Origin of the sequence: Kitasatospora sp. NPDC096147 (assembly GCF_044763225.1) — a bacterium.
In the GTDB taxonomy this organism is placed as follows: Bacteria; Actinomycetota; Actinomycetes; order Streptomycetales; family Streptomycetaceae; genus Kitasatospora.
Window position 1 is genome coordinate 43,000 of record NZ_JBIWFX010000004.1, and the last position, 14,560, is coordinate 57,559.

Genomic DNA, 14,560 nt, shown 5'->3' on the forward strand with positions numbered 1-14,560 from the left:
GATGAGCACCCAGGACACCGTGCCCCACGACGGCACCCTGCGCGTCCTGAGCACCGGCGACCTCGCCGGCATCGACATCACCCTCGCCGATGTCATCGACACCGTCGAGCAGGCCTACCGCACCCTGGCCGCCGGGCAGTCCGACAACCCGCGCAAGCTCACTGTCAAGCCCGCCGACGGCCACTCCGTCGCCTACGCCATGCTCGGCCGCGACGGTGTGCGCGAGGTCGTCGCGGTCAAGACCTCCTACAAGCACGGCCTCGACAAGGGCCGTGCGGAGCAGCACTACTACACGACCCTGAGCCTCTACGACGACGTCACCGGCCTGCCGGTCGCGATGATGGACTGCTCCCGGATCGGCTCCCTGCGCACCCCGGCGGTCTCCGCCCTGCTGGCCCGCGAGTGCGCCACCCCCGACGCCCGCACCGCCCTGGTGATCGGCACCGGCACCCAGGGCCGCCTGGCCCTGCCCTTCCTCCTCACCACCCTCCCGAAGCTGGATCGCCTGCTGCTGTCGGGCACCCACCCGGAGGGCATCGCCGCCGTCCGCGCCGAGCTGGAGCGTCACTTCCCCGGCCGCGAGGTGGAGTTGGTCACCGACCTGAGGCGTGCTGCGGGCGAGGCGGACGTCATCGTCGCCACCGCCGGGGGCCACACCCCCGCCGCCGTCGAGGCCGGCTGGCTCCGGCAGGGAGCCGTGGCGATCCTGGTCGGCCACGGCCTGGCCCCCTCCACCCTGCACCGCGCCGACCGGGTGATCGCCACCAGCGAGGCCCAGATGCGGGTCACCGGCACCGACATGACCGACGACGAGGGCGGGCTGCCCGCCGTCGACCTGGAACTGCCCGTCATCCTGGCCAGCGTCTCCAAGGCCCGCACCGCCCCCGGGCAGCGCATCTTCGCCTACAACAGCGGACTGGTCGTCACCGACATCGCCCTCGGCCACCGGTTCGCCCAACTCGCCGCCGAGCAGGGCCTGGGCACCGAGGTCGCGCTGTGGCGCTGACCCTCCCCGCCCACCCGGACCCGCTGGACGAGGAACTCGCCGCCACCGGCCTGCTGCACGACCTCGCCCACGCCTTCGGCGGCCCGTTCCACTACGTCCTCCCCGAGCGCTTCGACGCCAACCTCGCCGCCTTCCGCACCGCCCTCGACGAGGCCGCCGTCGAGGGCCGGGTCTACTTCGCGAAGAAGGCCAACAAGGCCGCCGCCTTCGTCGAACGCGCCGCCCGGGCCGGCGCCGGCGTCGACGTCGCCAGCCACGGCGAACTGCGCGAGGCCCTCGCCCACGGCGTGCGCGGCGAGGACCTGGTCGTCACCGGCCCCGCCAAGAGCACCCGACTCCTGGGCGCCGCAGCCCTCCACGGCGCCCTGATCGCGGTCGACGCCCCCGACGAGCTCGACCGCGTCCTGGCCCTGGACACCCCCAGGCCGGTACGCGTCCTGCTGCGCCGGTTCCCGCCCGCCCAGCCGAAGAGCCGCTTCGGGATGGACGACCGGCAGCTGGAGGACGCCCTCGCCCGCTGCGCGCAGGCGGGGGAGCGGGTGCGGATGGAGGGCTTCAGCTTCCACCTCTCCGGCTACGCGGTCCAGCCCCGCACCGACCTCGCCGCCGACCTCGTCGCCCTCTGCCTCAGGGCCCGCGTCCTCGGCCTCCAGGCCGACCGGATCAGCATCGGCGGCGGATTCGCCGTCGACTACGCCCCCGCGGACGCCTGGCAGACCTTCCTCGACACCCAGGGGCCGGACGACTACCACGCCCGGAAGTCGTTCGCCGCAAGCGACTTCTACCCCTACCACTCACCCGTCGCCGGGGCCGACGCCCTGCGCGCGGTCCTCGCCGCCCGGCCCCACGGCACCGGGGCGCCGCTGGCGCAGCGCCTGCGCGAGGCCGGGGTGATGCTGCTGCTGGAGCCCGGCCGCGCGCTGCTCGACGGGGCCGGCTCCTCGGTCTTCACCGTCCAGGGCGTCAAGGACCGCGCCGACTACGGCATCGTCACCGTCGACGGCACCAGCCTGAGCCTGTCCGAGCAGTGGTTCGCCAGCGAGTACCTGCCCGACCCCACGCTCCACAGCACCGCACCGCAGCCCGCTGCGGGCCCGTACCGGGCGTGCGTCGGCGGGGCCAGCTGCCTGGACTCCGACCTGCTGAGCTGGCGCAAGATCGCCTTCCCCCGCCGCCCCCGCAGCGGCGACCTGCTCGTCTACCCCAACACCGCCGGCTACCAGATGGACTCCAACGAATCCCCCTTCCACGACCTGCCGCTGCCCGCCAAGGTCGTCCTCCACCGCGAGGGCGGCCGCCTGCGCTGGCGCTTCGACCACCGCCCCGCCTGCTGACCGCGCCCCGTCCCGCCCGCCTGCTCGCCTGCCCGCCCGCCCGTCCTGCCCGTCTTCCAGGGAGCCCCCGCCACCATGACCGACGCCCTGACCCGCCCGCCGGTGGTCACCCGCATCTCCGAACTCATCGGCTGCACACCGCTGTTCGAGCTCGCCCGGGCCGACAACGGCGCCCGCCTGCTGCTCAAGCTGGAGATGTTCAACCCCACCGGCACGGCCAAGATCCGGATGGCCCGTCAGATGGTCCTCGACGCCGAGGAGCGCGGCGAGCTCCGCCCCGGCGGCCACATCATCGAGTCCACCTCCGGCAACACCGGCCTCGGGCTCGCGGTCGTCGCGGCCGAGCGGGGCTACCGCTTCACCGCGGTCGTCGACCACCACGCCGCCGCCGACAAGCTGCGCGGCATGAAGGCCATGGGCGCCGACCTGGTCTACGTCGACGAGGGCACCGGCGGCGAGGAGTTGCACACCGCAGCCCGTGAGGAGCTCGCCGAGGAGATGGCCCGGGGCAAGGACAACACCTTCTTCACCGAGCAGCACAACAACCCCAGCAACGCCGTCGGTTACCACGCGGTGGGCCGCGAGATCGCCCAGGCCCTGGACGGCCGGGTGGACGTCCTGGTCGGTGCGGTCGGCACCGGCGGCGGCCTGTGCGGCACCGCGCTGGAGCTGAGGAGGCACGTGCCCGGTGTCACGGTGATCGGCGTCGAGCCCGAGGGCTCCATCGCCTTCGGCCCGCCCGCCCACGACTACTACCAGTCCGGCACCGGCACCCCCGAGGGCGCCACCATCGGCCTGCTCGTCGACTACGACCTCATCGACGAGGGCGTCAAGGTCGGCGACGTCGAGGCGTTCGCCACCGCCCGGGTCGTCGCCCGCCGCACCGGACTGCTGATCGGCGGCTCGGCCGGCGGCGTCGTCCACGACGCGCTGACCCGCCTGACCACCCTGCCGCCGGACGCCGTGATGGTCGCCTTCGTCAACGACGGCGGCGAGAAGTACATGGACACCGTCTTCAACGACGAGTGGATGAACGCCCGCAACCTCATCGACGAGGCCGTCGAGGCCGAGGTCGACGAGAACCTCGCCAAGCTCCGCCGGAACTGAGAGTCGGTCATGCAGCAGCTCCACACCCTGATCCGGGACAGCCGGGCCCTCGCCGCCCTCGCCGTCCCGCTCGCCCTCACCCAGCTCGCCCAGGTCGCCCTCACCACCACCGACACCGTCATGATGGGCGCACTCGGCACCGAGGCCCTGGCCGCCGGCGGCCTGGCCCTGGTCATCTTCAACCAGCTGCGGACCATGGGCGTGGGGCTGACCACCTCGGTCGGGAACCAGATCGCCGCCGCCGCCGCCCGCGCCGAACTCGCCCTCGCCGCACGGCAGGAGAGGAGTGCTGGCACGGCCGCCGAGGTCATGGCCGGTGGACGCACGGCCGCCGACGGTACGGCCGCCGAGGTCATGGCCGGCGACGGTACGGCCGGCGACGAGGAGGTCCGTGGCCTGGTCCGTGCGGCCCTCGCCGTGGCCACCATCGCCGGTCTCGCGGGCGCCGTCCTGATGGTCCTCCTGGGCCAGGCGGCCACCTGGCTTGGCCAGGACGCCGTCGTCGCCGACCGCGCCCAGCAGATGCTCTACGCCCTCGCCCCCGGCCTGGTGCCCTGCCTGTGGTTCCAGGCCGTGCGCCAGTTCACCGTCGGCATGCGCCGCCCCCAGGCGCTCCTGCGGATCACCATCGCCTCCGTGGCCGTCAATGCCGCCCTCAACTGGGCCTTCATCCATGGCAGTTACGGCCTCCCCGCGCTCGGCCTCACCGGCATCGGGGTCGCCACCAGCAGCGTCCACCTGCTCTCCCTGTGCGCCCTGCTCGCCGCCGCCCGCCGCGACCCCCGGCTCGCCCCCCTGCTCAGCCTCGCCTTCTGGAAGGCCGACCCGGCCACGGTGCGCAGGCTGCTCGGCCTCGGCACCCCGATCGCCGCCACCTACGGCTCCGAGGCCGGATTCTTCTCCGTCACCGCCCTGCTCGCCGGCACCTTCGGCCCCGCCGCCCTCGCCGCGCACACCGCCGTCAACCAGCTGATCTACATCGTCTTCCAGATCGCCGTCGGCCTCTCGCACGCCGCGTCCATCAACGTCAGCCGCGAGATCACCCTCGGCGACTTCCCCGCCGCCCGGCGCATCCGCAACACCGCCCTGGCCTGCGGCGCCGCCGTGACGGCCGTCGTCGGCGCCCTCTACCTCGCCGTCCCCGACCTCGTCCTGCGCCCCTACTTCGACCCGCACTCCGCCGCCGACCGGCAGGGCCTGGCCATCGCCACCGGCCTGCTCGCCGTCGTCGCCCTCCTCCAACTCTTCGACTGCGCCCAGAACATCGGCGTCGGCCTGCTGCGCGGACTCGACGACACCAGGAGTGGCTTCCGCCTCACCCTGATCGGCTACTGGGCCGTCGGCCTGCCCGCCTCCTGGCTCCTCGCCTACCCCCTCGGCGGGCAGACCCGCGGCCTGTGGATCGGCCTGCTGATCGGCCTCGCCACCACCGCGATCCTCCTCCTCCGCCGCTACGGCAGGGCGCTCGGCGCGCGTCAGCGGAGCACGACACCGGAGCGGACCGACGCGAAGGTCTGACCCGGGGCCGCCCCCAGGGGCGGCGGTGGGTGCACCCGCACACCGGTGTTGCCATGCCGGAATGCGGGTGCACACTTGAGAGATGACGGACAGGCGTGAGCCCCGGAGCAGCTGGACGTTCCTCACCCAGCACGCGCGGGTGCTGCTGACGGTCTCTCGTGACCCGGAGGTGCGGTTGCGGGACCTGGCCGCGACGTGTGGTCTGACGGAGCGGGCGGTGCAGTCCGTGGTGACCGACCTGGAGACGGCCGGCTACCTGACCCGGGTGCGCAACGGGCGGCGCAACCACTACGACGTCATCCGGCACATGTCGTTCCGTCATCCCGCCGAGGCCCGTCACGAGATCGCCGGACTGCTGGAGCTGTTCGACGATCCCGGCCCTGACGGCCTTCCTTCTCCGGTCCGGCTCCCTCTCCCTCCCGGCGGTGATCGAGATGAGCACCACGAGCCCCTCTGACCCCACCCGGCGGATCTGCCACCCCACCCACCGCCCGCCCCCGGGCCGAGCGAACGGGCCTGCCCGGCCCGGCTGCGTCGCCGTGCCGGTGCGCCGGCCGAGGAGCGTGTGCTGATGGACGCCGCGCACATCACCCCGCACCCCGACGGCTGGACCCCACCGATCGGGCTGACGGTCACCACGGCCGGGGAGGCCGACGGCACGGTCGTCGTCCACCTCGTCGGAGAGATCGACCTGGACCAGGGGGCCGCGCTGGAGGACACCCTCACCCGGATCGTGGAGGCCCGGCCGCCCCGGCTGGTCGTCGACATGACGGAGGTCGGCTACTGCGACTCGGCCGGTCTCAACGCCCTGCTGAAGACCCGCAGGGCGGCTGCCGCCACCGGCACCCGGTTGGTGGTCGCGGGGATCGGCGAGCGCATCTCCCGGCTGTTCTGGGCCACCGGTACCACGGGCGTGTTCACGATCACCGAGACCGTCGAGGACGCTCTCGCCCGCGTCCGGGAGGAGTGAGCCTCCGCGCCCCTGGGAATCTCCGTGCCGGGTGTCCTCCTGCTCCCGGCCCTGGCCGCTACCGCAGCGCCCGCCACCACCTGCCGGACCGTCAGGTCGTCCATCCCGGCGGCACCTCGGTGTGCAGATCGGACGATCCGCCGCCGCGAGCCCCCGGCCGGTGGGGGCGGTGGTGTCAGCCCGGGGCAGCGGGGTAGACGCCGCCGACGAGCCCAGCAGGACTCGCTCCACGGCGTCCTCGGACGCCGGCGGAGCCCCGCACGCACGGTCACGGCCGGCGTCGTGACCCGAGCGATGAGGAGGAGACCATGGAGGACACCCCGCAGGGCGGTGCCGGAGGAGCGCCCGGCCGCCACCACGAGCGCCCGGACTCCGAACCGGGCCCGGCTGCCGCCACCGAGAAGGCCCATCGCGACGGCGCTCCGGAGCCACGCACCGCCAAGAGCGTACGGGCCGGAACACCCGTGGCGGAGCAGGCGGAGCAGGGCCACCCGCGCGACGCCGAGGGCAGGCGCGACGCCACGGGCCGTACGTGACACCGCCGTTCACCCCGGCCGAGCCGTCGTGAACGGCGCGGACGACCGCCGGGTCCCGGCCGGGCTCCACGAGCTGCTCCGGGCCGGGACCCGGCGGCCCCAGTGCTGTGTACCGTCCGCTCGCCGACTCCTGACGCTCCGTCAGTCCCGTGGCAGGCCGGTGGGGGCATCCTCCCGGATGCCCCCACACCGTCGTGGCCGGGTCGTCGCCCTCGGCCGACTCAGCGCCCGAGGGCGCGTTCGAGCTGCTTCTTGTTCATCTTGGAGCGGCCCTTGATGTTGCGCTGCCGGGCCTCGTTGTACAGCTGGTCGTAGGTGGGGCCCTTCGCACCGCTGTGGGAGTGCAGGCCGCCTCGGCGGGCGGAGGAGATGTCGTGGGTGGAGGAGCGGCTGGCGGTCTTGGACTCGCCGTGCCGGGCACGTTCCTTGTTGACGGTGCGTGCGGCGATCTCCTCGGCCCGGTCCTCGCTCTCCCCGCGCTCCAGGACGCTCTCCTTGATGTGCTCGTACTGCCGCTCCCGCTTCGGGCTGGATCCTCGCGGCATGACGCCTCCTCGGGTTCCGTCCGGGCCGCCGTCGTCGGTACGGCCCCGGACCGGGGGTCAGTTGGGGCTGATGCGCCCGCGCCAGGCGCCGGTGGCCCGGCCACGGTCCTCGATGAACGTCTTGAACCGGCTGAGGTCGCCCTTCACCCGGCGGTCGACCATCCCGAGCACGTCGGCGGCCCGCTCGGCCACGCCCTCGGGCTGGAAGTCCATGGCCAGGTTGACGCGGGTGTGCGTTTCGTCCAGGCGCTGGAAGGTGACGGTGCCGATCTGCTGGACCTCGCCGCCCGTCGTGCGCCAGGAGACGCGTTCGTCGGGGAGCTGGTCGACGATCTCCGCGTCGAACTCGCGCTCGACACCGGCCATGCTGGTGCGCCAGTGGGTGCGCCGGTCGTCGGTCTGGCGGACCTCGTCGACACCCTCCATGAAGTGGGGGAACTCCTCGAACTGCGTCCACTGGTCGTACGCGGTGTGCAGCGGGACGTCGACGTCGATCGACTGCTTGACCATGCTCATGGTGGCTCTGCTCCTCCCGATCGCCGGCCGAACCATCGGCAGCCCGGCCCCACGGGGCGCCTGCCCGGCCCCGGTGACCTCATGCCCGTCGCGCCGCCCGGTCCTCCGACGGCGGGCAGGTGATCCGCCCGCTTCCGACGCTCCGTCACCCGGAGGTCCTGGTGACCGCCACCCTCCGGTCAGGGCAGTGCGGCGCCGCCGGTGGCGTCCACCACGCAGCCGGTCAGGCAGCCGGCCTCGGCCGAGGCCAGGAACACGTACACCGGTGCCATCTCGGCAGGTTGGGCGGGCCGGCCCAGCGGTGACCGCTCACCGAAGGAGGCGACCTGCCCGGCCGGCAGGGTGGCGGGGAGGAGGGGCATCCGGCCGGACCGTGGGCCACCGCGTTGACCCGGACACCCCGGGGCGCGAGTTCGCGGGCCAGGCCCTGGGTGAAGGTGACGATCGCGCCCTTGCTGGCCGCGTAGTCCAGCAGGTGCGGTGTGGGCCGGTGCACCTGGACGGAGGCGGTGTTGATGATCGAGGACCCCGGGCGCAGGTGGGGGAGCGCGGCCTGGCAGAGCCAGAACATCGCGTAGACGTCGGTCTTCATCACCCGGTCGAACCGGTCGGTGCTGATCGCGGCGAGACCCTCCTCCTCGGCGGGCTGGTAGCCGGCGTTGTTCACCAGCACGTCCAGGGCGCCGAGTTCGGTGACGGTGCGCCCCACCAGCTCCGCGCAGAAGCCCTCCTCACGGACGTCGCCCGCCACTGCCACGGCCCGCCGCCCGGCCTCCTCGACCAGCCGTACCGACTCGGCCGCGTCCTCCTGCCCGTCGGCGGGGTGGCAGAACAGCACGTCCGCACCCTCTCGGGCGAAGGCCAGGACCACCGCGCGGCCGATCCCCGAGCCCCCGTCGGTGACCAGGGTGACCCGCCCGGCCAGCCGCCCGGTGTCGCGGTAGGTCCGCTCGCCGTGGTCGGGCACCGGGTCCATCCGATCGCTCGGCCCCGGGTCGGTCCGGCCCTGCGGCGTGGACTCCGGCCTCGGGTACCGCCGGGCCGGATCCTGCGGGACGCTCCGGTCGCTGCTCATGGGACTGCCTCCGCCGTGGGTGTCGGGAACCGGCCGCCGGGCGCCTGCCCGGACGGGAGCGGTTCACCCCGGGCGGCGTGCCGGACTGCCACCGGCCGCCGTGACCGACGCCCGCTCCGACCAGCTCGACACCGCCGTCCGGGCGGGCGATCGCGCACCGATGTTTCCGAGCCGCCGATCCGGAAACGCGCCGGGCATGGACATCAACGACTTGGCAGTGCAGACCCAACTCGCCGGGGCCGGCGGCAGCGCGCTGTGGCTGATCCTGGCCGGGGTGCTGATCGTCATCGTGATCCTGCTCGGGTTCGTCCTGGGCCAGCGCCGAAAGGACCGTGAACCGCCGCCCAGCGGCCTGCACAGGCGAGGAGACCGGCACTGACGGGCCGAGCTCCAGACCCTGTCCGCCCTGGTCCGCCGCCCGTACGACGGGCGGCGAACCAGGGCGGACAGGCGGGTGCCACGCCGCGGGTCGGTGCAGGGCTCACCAGTAGTGGTTGCGGCCACCGACCGCGTGGCCCAGCGCTCCGGCGATCCACAGCACCAGGCCGATGACGACGAGCACCAGGCCGATCGTCCACAGGACCGAGATGCCGGTGACGAATCCGATGACGAGCAGGAGTACCCCAAGGATGATCATGAGTGCCTTCTCCGGTCGAGGACGTGCCGTCCGTCCCCCCGTTGGTGGGTGCCGTCCGCCGTCAGGGCAGGGGAGTGGCGGGGAGGCAGGTGTGGCCGCTCGGCCCGGTTGCGGTGGCCAGCACGTGGGCGATGCCGTCCGCGATGTCGACCCGCAGGGCCCCGGCCTCGAAGACGGGCCGGCCCCACTCGCTGGTCTCGCCGGTGGCGTGGACGATCACCGCCTCCTGCGGACGGTGCGAACCCGGCAGGCCCGGCAGGGTGATCACGTAGCGCATCGGGACGTCCACGGCCGTCACCGCCTGCGCGACGGGTGACGCCCGGCGGTACCGGCGATGAGGTGGGGTGAGGGTGCGTCCCACCGCTGTCCGGCACCGGGGAGACGGGCGTGACCCCGGCACGGGAGGCGGTGCACCCGCCGGTGCTCGTGAGGGGCTCGTGCGGCGGAGCTCGCTCCGTGGGCCGGGCTCGTCGGCTTGGACATGGTCGGGACCCCCTGTCTGAGGGGAAAAGCGGTCCGCTCGCAACCTGCCCGACTTCGCCCGCTCCAATCAGACCGACAGTGGCAGGAGCCCCACGCTCCCGCTCAGTGCCCGGCGGCCCGCCTCGTCCCGACCGTGGCCGACGCGCTGCTGCGACCCGCGCCCGTCCGTGCCGCCGGCGCCGACCGCGCACCACCGGGCGCGGACGTGGTGGACCTGCTCGCCGGCGCCTTCCTCCGACGGTCCTGCCGCGCTCACCGCCGCCTGCGGCGCAGCACCGCGACCGGCAGCAGCACCCAGCACACCCCGAACCAGGCCGCCACGCCCCCGGCGATCATCCAGGCCGCCCAGCCCAGCCCGGCGACCCGCAGCAGCAGGAGCAGCGCCGCGCAGACGGTGACGGCCAGCAGCATCAAGCCGATCGCGACCAGCCGGGCGGCGGCATCGACCATCCGTGCCTTGACGTGCTCCCCGGCCAGCAGCCGGTGGTAGGAGACCGGGGCGATCAACGCCCCGACGGAGAACGCCCCCAGCGTCACCACCGTCGCGTACAGGACCCGCTCGAACCCGTCGATCGTCGCGAAACGCGGGGTGAAGGCCACCGTCAGCAAGAAGCCGAACATGATCTGGGCACCGGTCTGGGCGATCCGCACCTCCTGGAGCAGGTCGTTCCACCGGCGGTCCGCCCGTTCCTCCGCCGTCTCGTCCCGCCCGTCGTCACGGCCGCCCGGCTGCTCCGCCACCGGACTCTCCGCTCTTCCCCGGCAGGCGCCCGGCCGAGTCCACCTGCCAAGCGCCCTCGGCGGCGGTGGCCGGGATCTCGGCCCACACCGTCTTGCCACCCGGCCGGGTCCGGGTGCCCCAGCTGCGGCTGAGCAGTTGCACCACCTGGAGGCCGTGCCCGCCCGGCCGTCCCGGAGAGGGCGGTCTCCGGCGCGGGAGTCCGGGGCCGGCATCGTCCACCTCGATGCGCAGCGCCCCGTCATCCAGCACCGTCAGCCGCAGCACACCGGGCCCGCCGGCGTGCAGGGCGGCGTTGGCGACCAACTCGGCCGTCACCAGCACGGCGTCCTCGCGGACCAGTTCGGGTACCGCAGGCACGGCCAGAGCGCCGTGCACCCTGCGGCGCGCGACAGTGACCGGTTGGGAAACGCCCTTCAGGTCGACCTCCACCGGCCGCACCGAGGGCGTTCCGGTCTGTCGGGATGACGCCGTGGGATCCGAAGCCACCTGCTCTCACCTCACCCGGGCTCTCGCTGCTGCCGCGCTCGGCTGCCGCGCTCGCGCTTCGTCCGTGCTCACTGCATGCCGTGCGCCTGCCCAGCCGAGCCCGGTCCATCCCCGGAGCGGCCACCGGGTAGGCACATCATCCGGCCCGGAGTGGTTCCCCGCAGCCCAACCGGGCAGGAGGAAGGGGTGGGGGGCCTGTGGAAGGAAGACCTGATGGCAGCCGACACCGTCCCGAACCCGGCCCCCGCGAACCCCGCCCCCGCGAACCCCGCCCGCGCGAACCCGGCCCTCGCCGACCCGCGCACGGCCAGCACCGGTGACGCCCGCGAGCTGTCCAGGGAGCTGTTCCGGCGCCTGGCGGAGGCCGAGCCGGGCAGCGAGACGTACTCCTACGTCCGCGGCACCCTGATCGAGCTCAACATGTCGCTGGTGCGCTTCGCCGCGCGCCGCTTCCGCAGCAGCCACGAGCCGATGGAGGACATCCTCCAGACCGGCATGGTCGGACTGATCAAGGCCATCGACCGCTTCGACCCGGACCGCAACGTCGAGTTCACCACCTTCGCCCTGCCGACCATCCTCGGCGAGATGCGCCGCTTCTTCCGCGACACCACCTGGGCCGTCCACGTCCCGCGCAGCCTGCAGGAGGCCCGGCTCGCGGTCGCCCAGGCCACCGACGAACTCGAGCAGACCCTCGGCCGTCCGCCCGACACCGCCGAACTGGCCGAACGCACCGGCCTCACCGAGGAGGGCGTCGCCGACGGCATCGCGGTGGCCGTCGCCCGCACCGCCGGCTCGCTCGACGCGCACGCGCCCGGTGAGGAGGAGGACGAGCATCCCGGAGCGGTCGACCGGCGCCTGGGCGAGGTGGACCCGTCCTTCGTCACGGTCGACGACGTCCTGTCGCTCAAACCGCTGATCGCCGCCCTGCCGGAGCGCGAACGGGCCGTTCTCGCCCTGCGCTTCACCGGCGACCTCACCCAGGCCGAGATCGGCCGACGCCTCGGACTGTCCCAGATGCACGTCTCCCGTCTCCTCAGCCGCACCCTCACCGACCTGCGCGCCGCGCTCACCGGCTGAGGCCGCCCGCCCGGCCCGGCGGCCCGGTTGTCCAGGGCGGCTCGTCACCCTTCCTACGGAGAGAGGCCCGCTCATGCCGGCACGTTCGGGAGTCGCCTTCCGAGCGAGCCGGGCGGCGGGCCGCCGCAGGTCGGCGTCGGGCGGGGGTCAGGCACTTCCGCCGTGACGGTGGCCGCTCCCCGACGTGTGACGGCCCGGGTCGGTGATGGCGTACTCGGGTCCGTCACTCTCGGTCTTGAGCTCCTCGTGGGCCGGCGGCGGAGCGCCCTCTGCGGTCATCCGCGCTTCGGGAGTCTCGGACGGTCCGCCGTCGCCGGCCGGGGCTCCCACCGTGGCGGGCCGCTCTGCCGTCGCGCGGGCGTCTGCCATCGGCTGGGCGTCGGCCGAGCGGTGGGCGAGGTGCCCACCGAGCGCGCCGGCCAGGGCCACCACGCCGTTGCCCGCCAGGCCGTAGCCGATGCCGGTCAGGTGCTCGCCACGGCGTCGGGCGCGCAGGGACCGGAGCTGGAGCACGGCGGCGGTCAGGGCGGATGCGGCGTGCACCAGGCCGGTGCGGCGTTGCTCGCGGTCGAGCCCGGCCCAGTCCAGCCAGCCGGCCCACAGTGCCGGGGGCACCCCGGCCAGACCGAGCGCGGTGAGGCGCCGGGCGGCCACCGGCGAGCCCCCGGTGAGGTCCAGCACGCTCGCGGAGAGCCAGCAGCCGAGCGGGAGTTGGACCAGTGCGGGGTGGAGCGGGTGACCCAGCCAGGAGCCGCGCAGCAGGCCGCGCGCCCGGCCCGGCGGCAGGCCGTCCACGAGGTGCTTGACGCGGTCGGCGATCGGATCCAGAACGGGCCAACGCGCGGGCGCGTCCAGCCAGCCGGGCAACGGCGAGACGGGGGTGGTGCGAACGGTGTCCATACCCCTGCGTCTGGCCTGCTCCACGCGTACGAAACGAGACCGGGCGAGCCGGGGCACCGTGCTGTGGACCGCCGACGTTTGCAGGGCCGGCGGCAACGCGCGGGAGGTGGCACCGAGGACGGTGCCTCCGTCCCCGCAGGCGCTCCTCCCGACAGCAGTGAGCGACGGCAGCCGGCGGTGGCCGCCGTGCCCCGCCCCTCACGTGCACTTCGGTCGGGCACCCGGCCGGGCGCCGGCCACGGGCTGCTGCTCGTGCTTCGGACGTGATCCCCGCAGCGCGGCCATCGCCTCCTCCGGTTCGCCGCTCCTCTGCGCCTTGCCCGCCCGAGTGCGCCCGGACGCCGGCCGGGGCCGTTTCCGCCGGCCGCCGGCGGGCAGGCGCATCACCCGACGACAGTTCGGAGTTTCCCATGCACGGGACGAGCGCGTCGCGGGTCACGAGGACCCGCGGAGGCCTGCGGTTCGGCGTCGAGGAGGAGTTCCTGCTCGTCGACCCGGTGAGCCGCCGTACGGTGCCGGCCGCCCCGGAGGTGCTGCCGTCGGCCGCGCGGCGGCTGGGTTCCCGCGCGCAGGCGGAGTTCCTGGCCACCCAGGTGGAGGCCTGCACCAGACCGGTGCTGACGGCCGGTGACCTGAGTGCCGAACTCGCCGCCACCCGTGCCGCGTTGACAGCCGCGGCCGGTGCCGCAGGCTGCCGCCTCGCAGCCCTGCCGCTACCGGTCCTGCCGAGCCACCACCCCCTGCCCGTCACCGAGGCCCCGCGCTACCGTCAACTCGCCGCGCACGTGGGCGGAGTGGCCGACCAGGTCGGCGGCGAACTGTGCGGCTGCCACGTGCACATCGGTGACCTCACCCGCGCCGAGGCCCTCGCGGTGAGCGCCGCCGCGCGGCCGTGGCTGCCCGTCCTCCAGGCACTGAGCGTCAACTCGCCCTACTGCGAAGGAGATGACGTCGGCGCCGCGTCGACCCGGGACCTGCGCTACGCGGCCTGGCCGACCCACGGGCCCGCCCCGGTCCTCGACGAGGAGGGCTACGAGCGGACCGCACGGCGGCTGGTCGAGGACCGGGTGGTCCTCGACCGCAAGATGATCTACTGGTACGCCCGGCCGAGCGAGCACCTGCCCACCCTGGAGTTCCGCTTCGCCGACACCAACCCCGACACCGGGGCCGTCCTGCTCCTCGCGTGCCTCCTGCGCGCCCTCGTGTACGTCCTGCTCGGCGACGACGGCCCCTCGGCCGCCGGGTCGGCGACCTGGCAGCCGTCCCCGGCCGACTTGCGCGCGGCCCACCGCGAGGTGGCCCTGCACGGCCCGGCCGCCCGGTGCCCGCACCCGTTCGACGGCACCCCGCGTCCGGTCACGGAGCTCCTGGAGGACCTGCTCGTGTTCGCCGGACCGGGGCTGCGGTTCCACGGCGACCACGCGCTCGCCCACGGGCTGCTGCGGCGACTCCGCACGGACGGCACGGGTGCCTCGCGCCAGCGCGCGGTGTACGCCCGCCGCGGGTCACTGGCGGACGTCGTCGACGAGGTGGTGGCGGCGACCGCCGCCGGAGCACGGGGTGTCCCCGCTCCGGTGCGCTCCGGATGACGTCTGCGCTCCTACCACCCACCGTGCTGCGGGGGCGGG

17 protein-coding genes and 1 pseudogene are annotated in these 14,560 nt (G+C 74.2%); 10 read left to right on the top strand and 8 right to left on the bottom strand.

Features of this window, described 5'->3' with window-relative positions; genetic code table 11:
• Nucleotide 1: 1 nt before the first annotated feature.
• The 7 genes from ACIRBX_RS14365 (at nucleotide 2) to ACIRBX_RS14395 (ending at nucleotide 6,471) form a co-directional block, all read left to right on the top strand.
• Complete coding sequence (locus ACIRBX_RS14365) at nucleotides 2-1,006, top strand: ornithine cyclodeaminase family protein (RefSeq protein ID WP_402296544.1); 1,005 nt, start codon at nucleotides 2-4, stop codon at nucleotides 1,004-1,006.
• A complete protein-coding gene (locus ACIRBX_RS14370) occupies nucleotides 997-2,340 on the top strand; it encodes a Y4yA family PLP-dependent enzyme (protein WP_402296545.1) in 1,344 nt (447 codons plus the stop codon). Before ACIRBX_RS14365 ends, ACIRBX_RS14370 begins: the two co-directional genes overlap by 10 nt.
• 75 nt (nucleotides 2,341-2,415) lie before the next feature.
• On the top strand, nucleotides 2,416-3,447 hold the full coding sequence (locus ACIRBX_RS14375; RefSeq protein WP_402296547.1) for a cysteine synthase family protein: 1,032 nt from the start codon (nucleotides 2,416-2,418) through the stop codon (nucleotides 3,445-3,447).
• 9 nt (nucleotides 3,448-3,456) lie between these two features.
• The gene (locus tag ACIRBX_RS14380; RefSeq protein WP_402296549.1) at nucleotides 3,457-4,965 is read left to right on the top strand and encodes an MATE family efflux transporter; all 1,509 of its coding nucleotides are present in this window, start codon (nucleotides 3,457-3,459) and stop codon (nucleotides 4,963-4,965) included.
• 82 nt (nucleotides 4,966-5,047) lie between these two features.
• Entirely contained in the window at nucleotides 5,048-5,422 is a 375-nt protein-coding gene (locus ACIRBX_RS14385) for a helix-turn-helix transcriptional regulator (protein WP_402296550.1), read from the top strand.
• 114 nt (nucleotides 5,423-5,536) lie between these two features.
• On the top strand, nucleotides 5,537-5,935 hold the full coding sequence (locus ACIRBX_RS14390; RefSeq protein WP_402296551.1) for an STAS domain-containing protein: 399 nt from the start codon (nucleotides 5,537-5,539) through the stop codon (nucleotides 5,933-5,935).
• Between the two features lie 308 nt (nucleotides 5,936-6,243).
• Nucleotides 6,244-6,471 (top strand): hypothetical protein, encoded by a 228-nt coding sequence (locus tag ACIRBX_RS14395; RefSeq protein WP_402296552.1) that lies wholly within the window; start codon nucleotides 6,244-6,246, stop codon nucleotides 6,469-6,471.
• Nucleotides 6,472-6,692: 221 nt separating this feature from the next.
• On the opposite strand, the gene ACIRBX_RS14400 is transcribed toward ACIRBX_RS14395, so the two are convergent.
• The 3 genes and pseudogenes from ACIRBX_RS14400 to ACIRBX_RS14410 form a co-directional block, all read right to left on the bottom strand.
• Entirely contained in the window at nucleotides 6,693-7,016 is a 324-nt protein-coding gene (locus tag ACIRBX_RS14400) for a plasmid stabilization protein (RefSeq protein ID WP_402296553.1), read from the bottom strand.
• 57 nt (nucleotides 7,017-7,073) lie between these two features.
• A complete protein-coding gene (locus tag ACIRBX_RS14405) occupies nucleotides 7,074-7,532 on the bottom strand; it encodes an SRPBCC family protein (RefSeq protein WP_402296554.1) in 459 nt (152 codons plus the stop codon).
• A 179-nt stretch (nucleotides 7,533-7,711) separates the two neighbouring features.
• Nucleotides 7,712-8,607, bottom strand: a pseudogene (locus ACIRBX_RS14410) (SDR family oxidoreductase).
• Nucleotides 8,608-8,707: 100 nt separating this feature from the next.
• On the opposite strand from ACIRBX_RS14410, the gene ACIRBX_RS14415 reads away from it, so the two are divergent.
• Nucleotides 8,708-8,986 (top strand): hypothetical protein, encoded by a 279-nt coding sequence (locus ACIRBX_RS14415; protein ID WP_402296556.1) that lies wholly within the window; start codon nucleotides 8,708-8,710, stop codon nucleotides 8,984-8,986.
• A gap of 102 nt (nucleotides 8,987-9,088) precedes the next feature.
• On the opposite strand, the gene ACIRBX_RS14420 is transcribed toward ACIRBX_RS14415, so the two are convergent.
• The 4 genes from ACIRBX_RS14420 to ACIRBX_RS14435 all read right to left on the bottom strand — a co-directional run bounded on the left by ACIRBX_RS14420 (nucleotide 9,089) and on the right by ACIRBX_RS14435 (nucleotide 10,955).
• Nucleotides 9,089-9,244, bottom strand: a complete 156-nt coding sequence (locus ACIRBX_RS14420; RefSeq protein ID WP_402296558.1) for a DUF6131 family protein — start codon at nucleotides 9,242-9,244, stop codon at nucleotides 9,089-9,091.
• A 61-nt stretch (nucleotides 9,245-9,305) separates the two neighbouring features.
• Complete coding sequence (locus tag ACIRBX_RS14425) at nucleotides 9,306-9,533, bottom strand: DUF6296 family protein (protein WP_402296560.1); 228 nt, start codon at nucleotides 9,531-9,533, stop codon at nucleotides 9,306-9,308.
• A 446-nt stretch (nucleotides 9,534-9,979) separates the two neighbouring features.
• Nucleotides 9,980-10,468 carry a DUF6328 family protein gene (locus ACIRBX_RS14430; RefSeq protein ID WP_402296562.1) on the bottom strand — a complete coding sequence of 163 codons (489 nt, stop codon included), beginning with the start codon at nucleotides 10,466-10,468 and terminating at the stop codon, nucleotides 9,980-9,982.
• Complete coding sequence (locus tag ACIRBX_RS14435) at nucleotides 10,443-10,955, bottom strand: ATP-binding protein (RefSeq protein WP_402296564.1); 513 nt, start codon at nucleotides 10,953-10,955, stop codon at nucleotides 10,443-10,445. Before ACIRBX_RS14435 ends, ACIRBX_RS14430 begins: the two co-directional genes overlap by 26 nt.
• A gap of 213 nt (nucleotides 10,956-11,168) precedes the next feature.
• On the opposite strand from ACIRBX_RS14435, the gene ACIRBX_RS14440 reads away from it, so the two are divergent.
• A complete protein-coding gene (locus tag ACIRBX_RS14440; RefSeq protein ID WP_402296566.1) occupies nucleotides 11,169-12,032 on the top strand; it encodes a SigB/SigF/SigG family RNA polymerase sigma factor in 864 nt (287 codons plus the stop codon).
• Nucleotides 12,033-12,179: 147 nt separating this feature from the next.
• Here the strand turns inward: ACIRBX_RS14440 and ACIRBX_RS14445 are convergent, their stop codons facing one another.
• Complete coding sequence (locus ACIRBX_RS14445) at nucleotides 12,180-12,932, bottom strand: DUF2231 domain-containing protein (protein WP_402296567.1); 753 nt, start codon at nucleotides 12,930-12,932, stop codon at nucleotides 12,180-12,182.
• 410 nt (nucleotides 12,933-13,342) lie between these two features.
• Here ACIRBX_RS14445 and ACIRBX_RS14450 point away from each other — a divergent pair, with 410 nt between their 5' ends.
• Entirely contained in the window at nucleotides 13,343-14,521 is a 1,179-nt protein-coding gene (locus ACIRBX_RS14450) for a YbdK family carboxylate-amine ligase (protein WP_402296569.1), read from the top strand.
• Nucleotides 14,522-14,560: the final 39 nt, after the last annotated feature.

What these genes read in the sequence shown, in the direction of transcription:
- ACIRBX_RS14375 (WP_402296547.1), top strand. Translation starts at nt 2,416, where the DNA reads ATGACCGACGCCCTGACCCGCCCGCCGGTGGTCACCCGCATCTCCGAA.
- ACIRBX_RS14420 (WP_402296558.1), bottom strand. Translation starts at nt 9,244, where the DNA reads ATGATCATCCTTGGGGTACTCCTGCTCGTCATCGGATTCGTCACCGGC.
- ACIRBX_RS14395 (WP_402296552.1), top strand. Translation starts at nt 6,244, where the DNA reads ATGGAGGACACCCCGCAGGGCGGTGCCGGAGGAGCGCCCGGCCGCCAC.
- ACIRBX_RS14365 (WP_402296544.1), top strand. Translation starts at nt 2, where the DNA reads ATGAGCACCCAGGACACCGTGCCCCACGACGGCACCCTGCGCGTCCTG.
- ACIRBX_RS14440 (WP_402296566.1), top strand. Translation starts at nt 11,169, where the DNA reads ATGGCAGCCGACACCGTCCCGAACCCGGCCCCCGCGAACCCCGCCCCC.
- ACIRBX_RS14405 (WP_402296554.1), bottom strand. Translation starts at nt 7,532, where the DNA reads ATGAGCATGGTCAAGCAGTCGATCGACGTCGACGTCCCGCTGCACACC.
- ACIRBX_RS14445 (WP_402296567.1), bottom strand. Translation starts at nt 12,932, where the DNA reads ATGGACACCGTTCGCACCACCCCCGTCTCGCCGTTGCCCGGCTGGCTG.
- ACIRBX_RS14380 (WP_402296549.1), top strand. Translation starts at nt 3,457, where the DNA reads ATGCAGCAGCTCCACACCCTGATCCGGGACAGCCGGGCCCTCGCCGCC.
- ACIRBX_RS14385 (WP_402296550.1), top strand. Translation starts at nt 5,048, where the DNA reads ATGACGGACAGGCGTGAGCCCCGGAGCAGCTGGACGTTCCTCACCCAG.
- ACIRBX_RS14450 (WP_402296569.1), top strand. Translation starts at nt 13,343, where the DNA reads ATGCACGGGACGAGCGCGTCGCGGGTCACGAGGACCCGCGGAGGCCTG.
- ACIRBX_RS14390 (WP_402296551.1), top strand. Translation starts at nt 5,537, where the DNA reads ATGGACGCCGCGCACATCACCCCGCACCCCGACGGCTGGACCCCACCG.
- ACIRBX_RS14400 (WP_402296553.1), bottom strand. Translation starts at nt 7,016, where the DNA reads ATGCCGCGAGGATCCAGCCCGAAGCGGGAGCGGCAGTACGAGCACATC.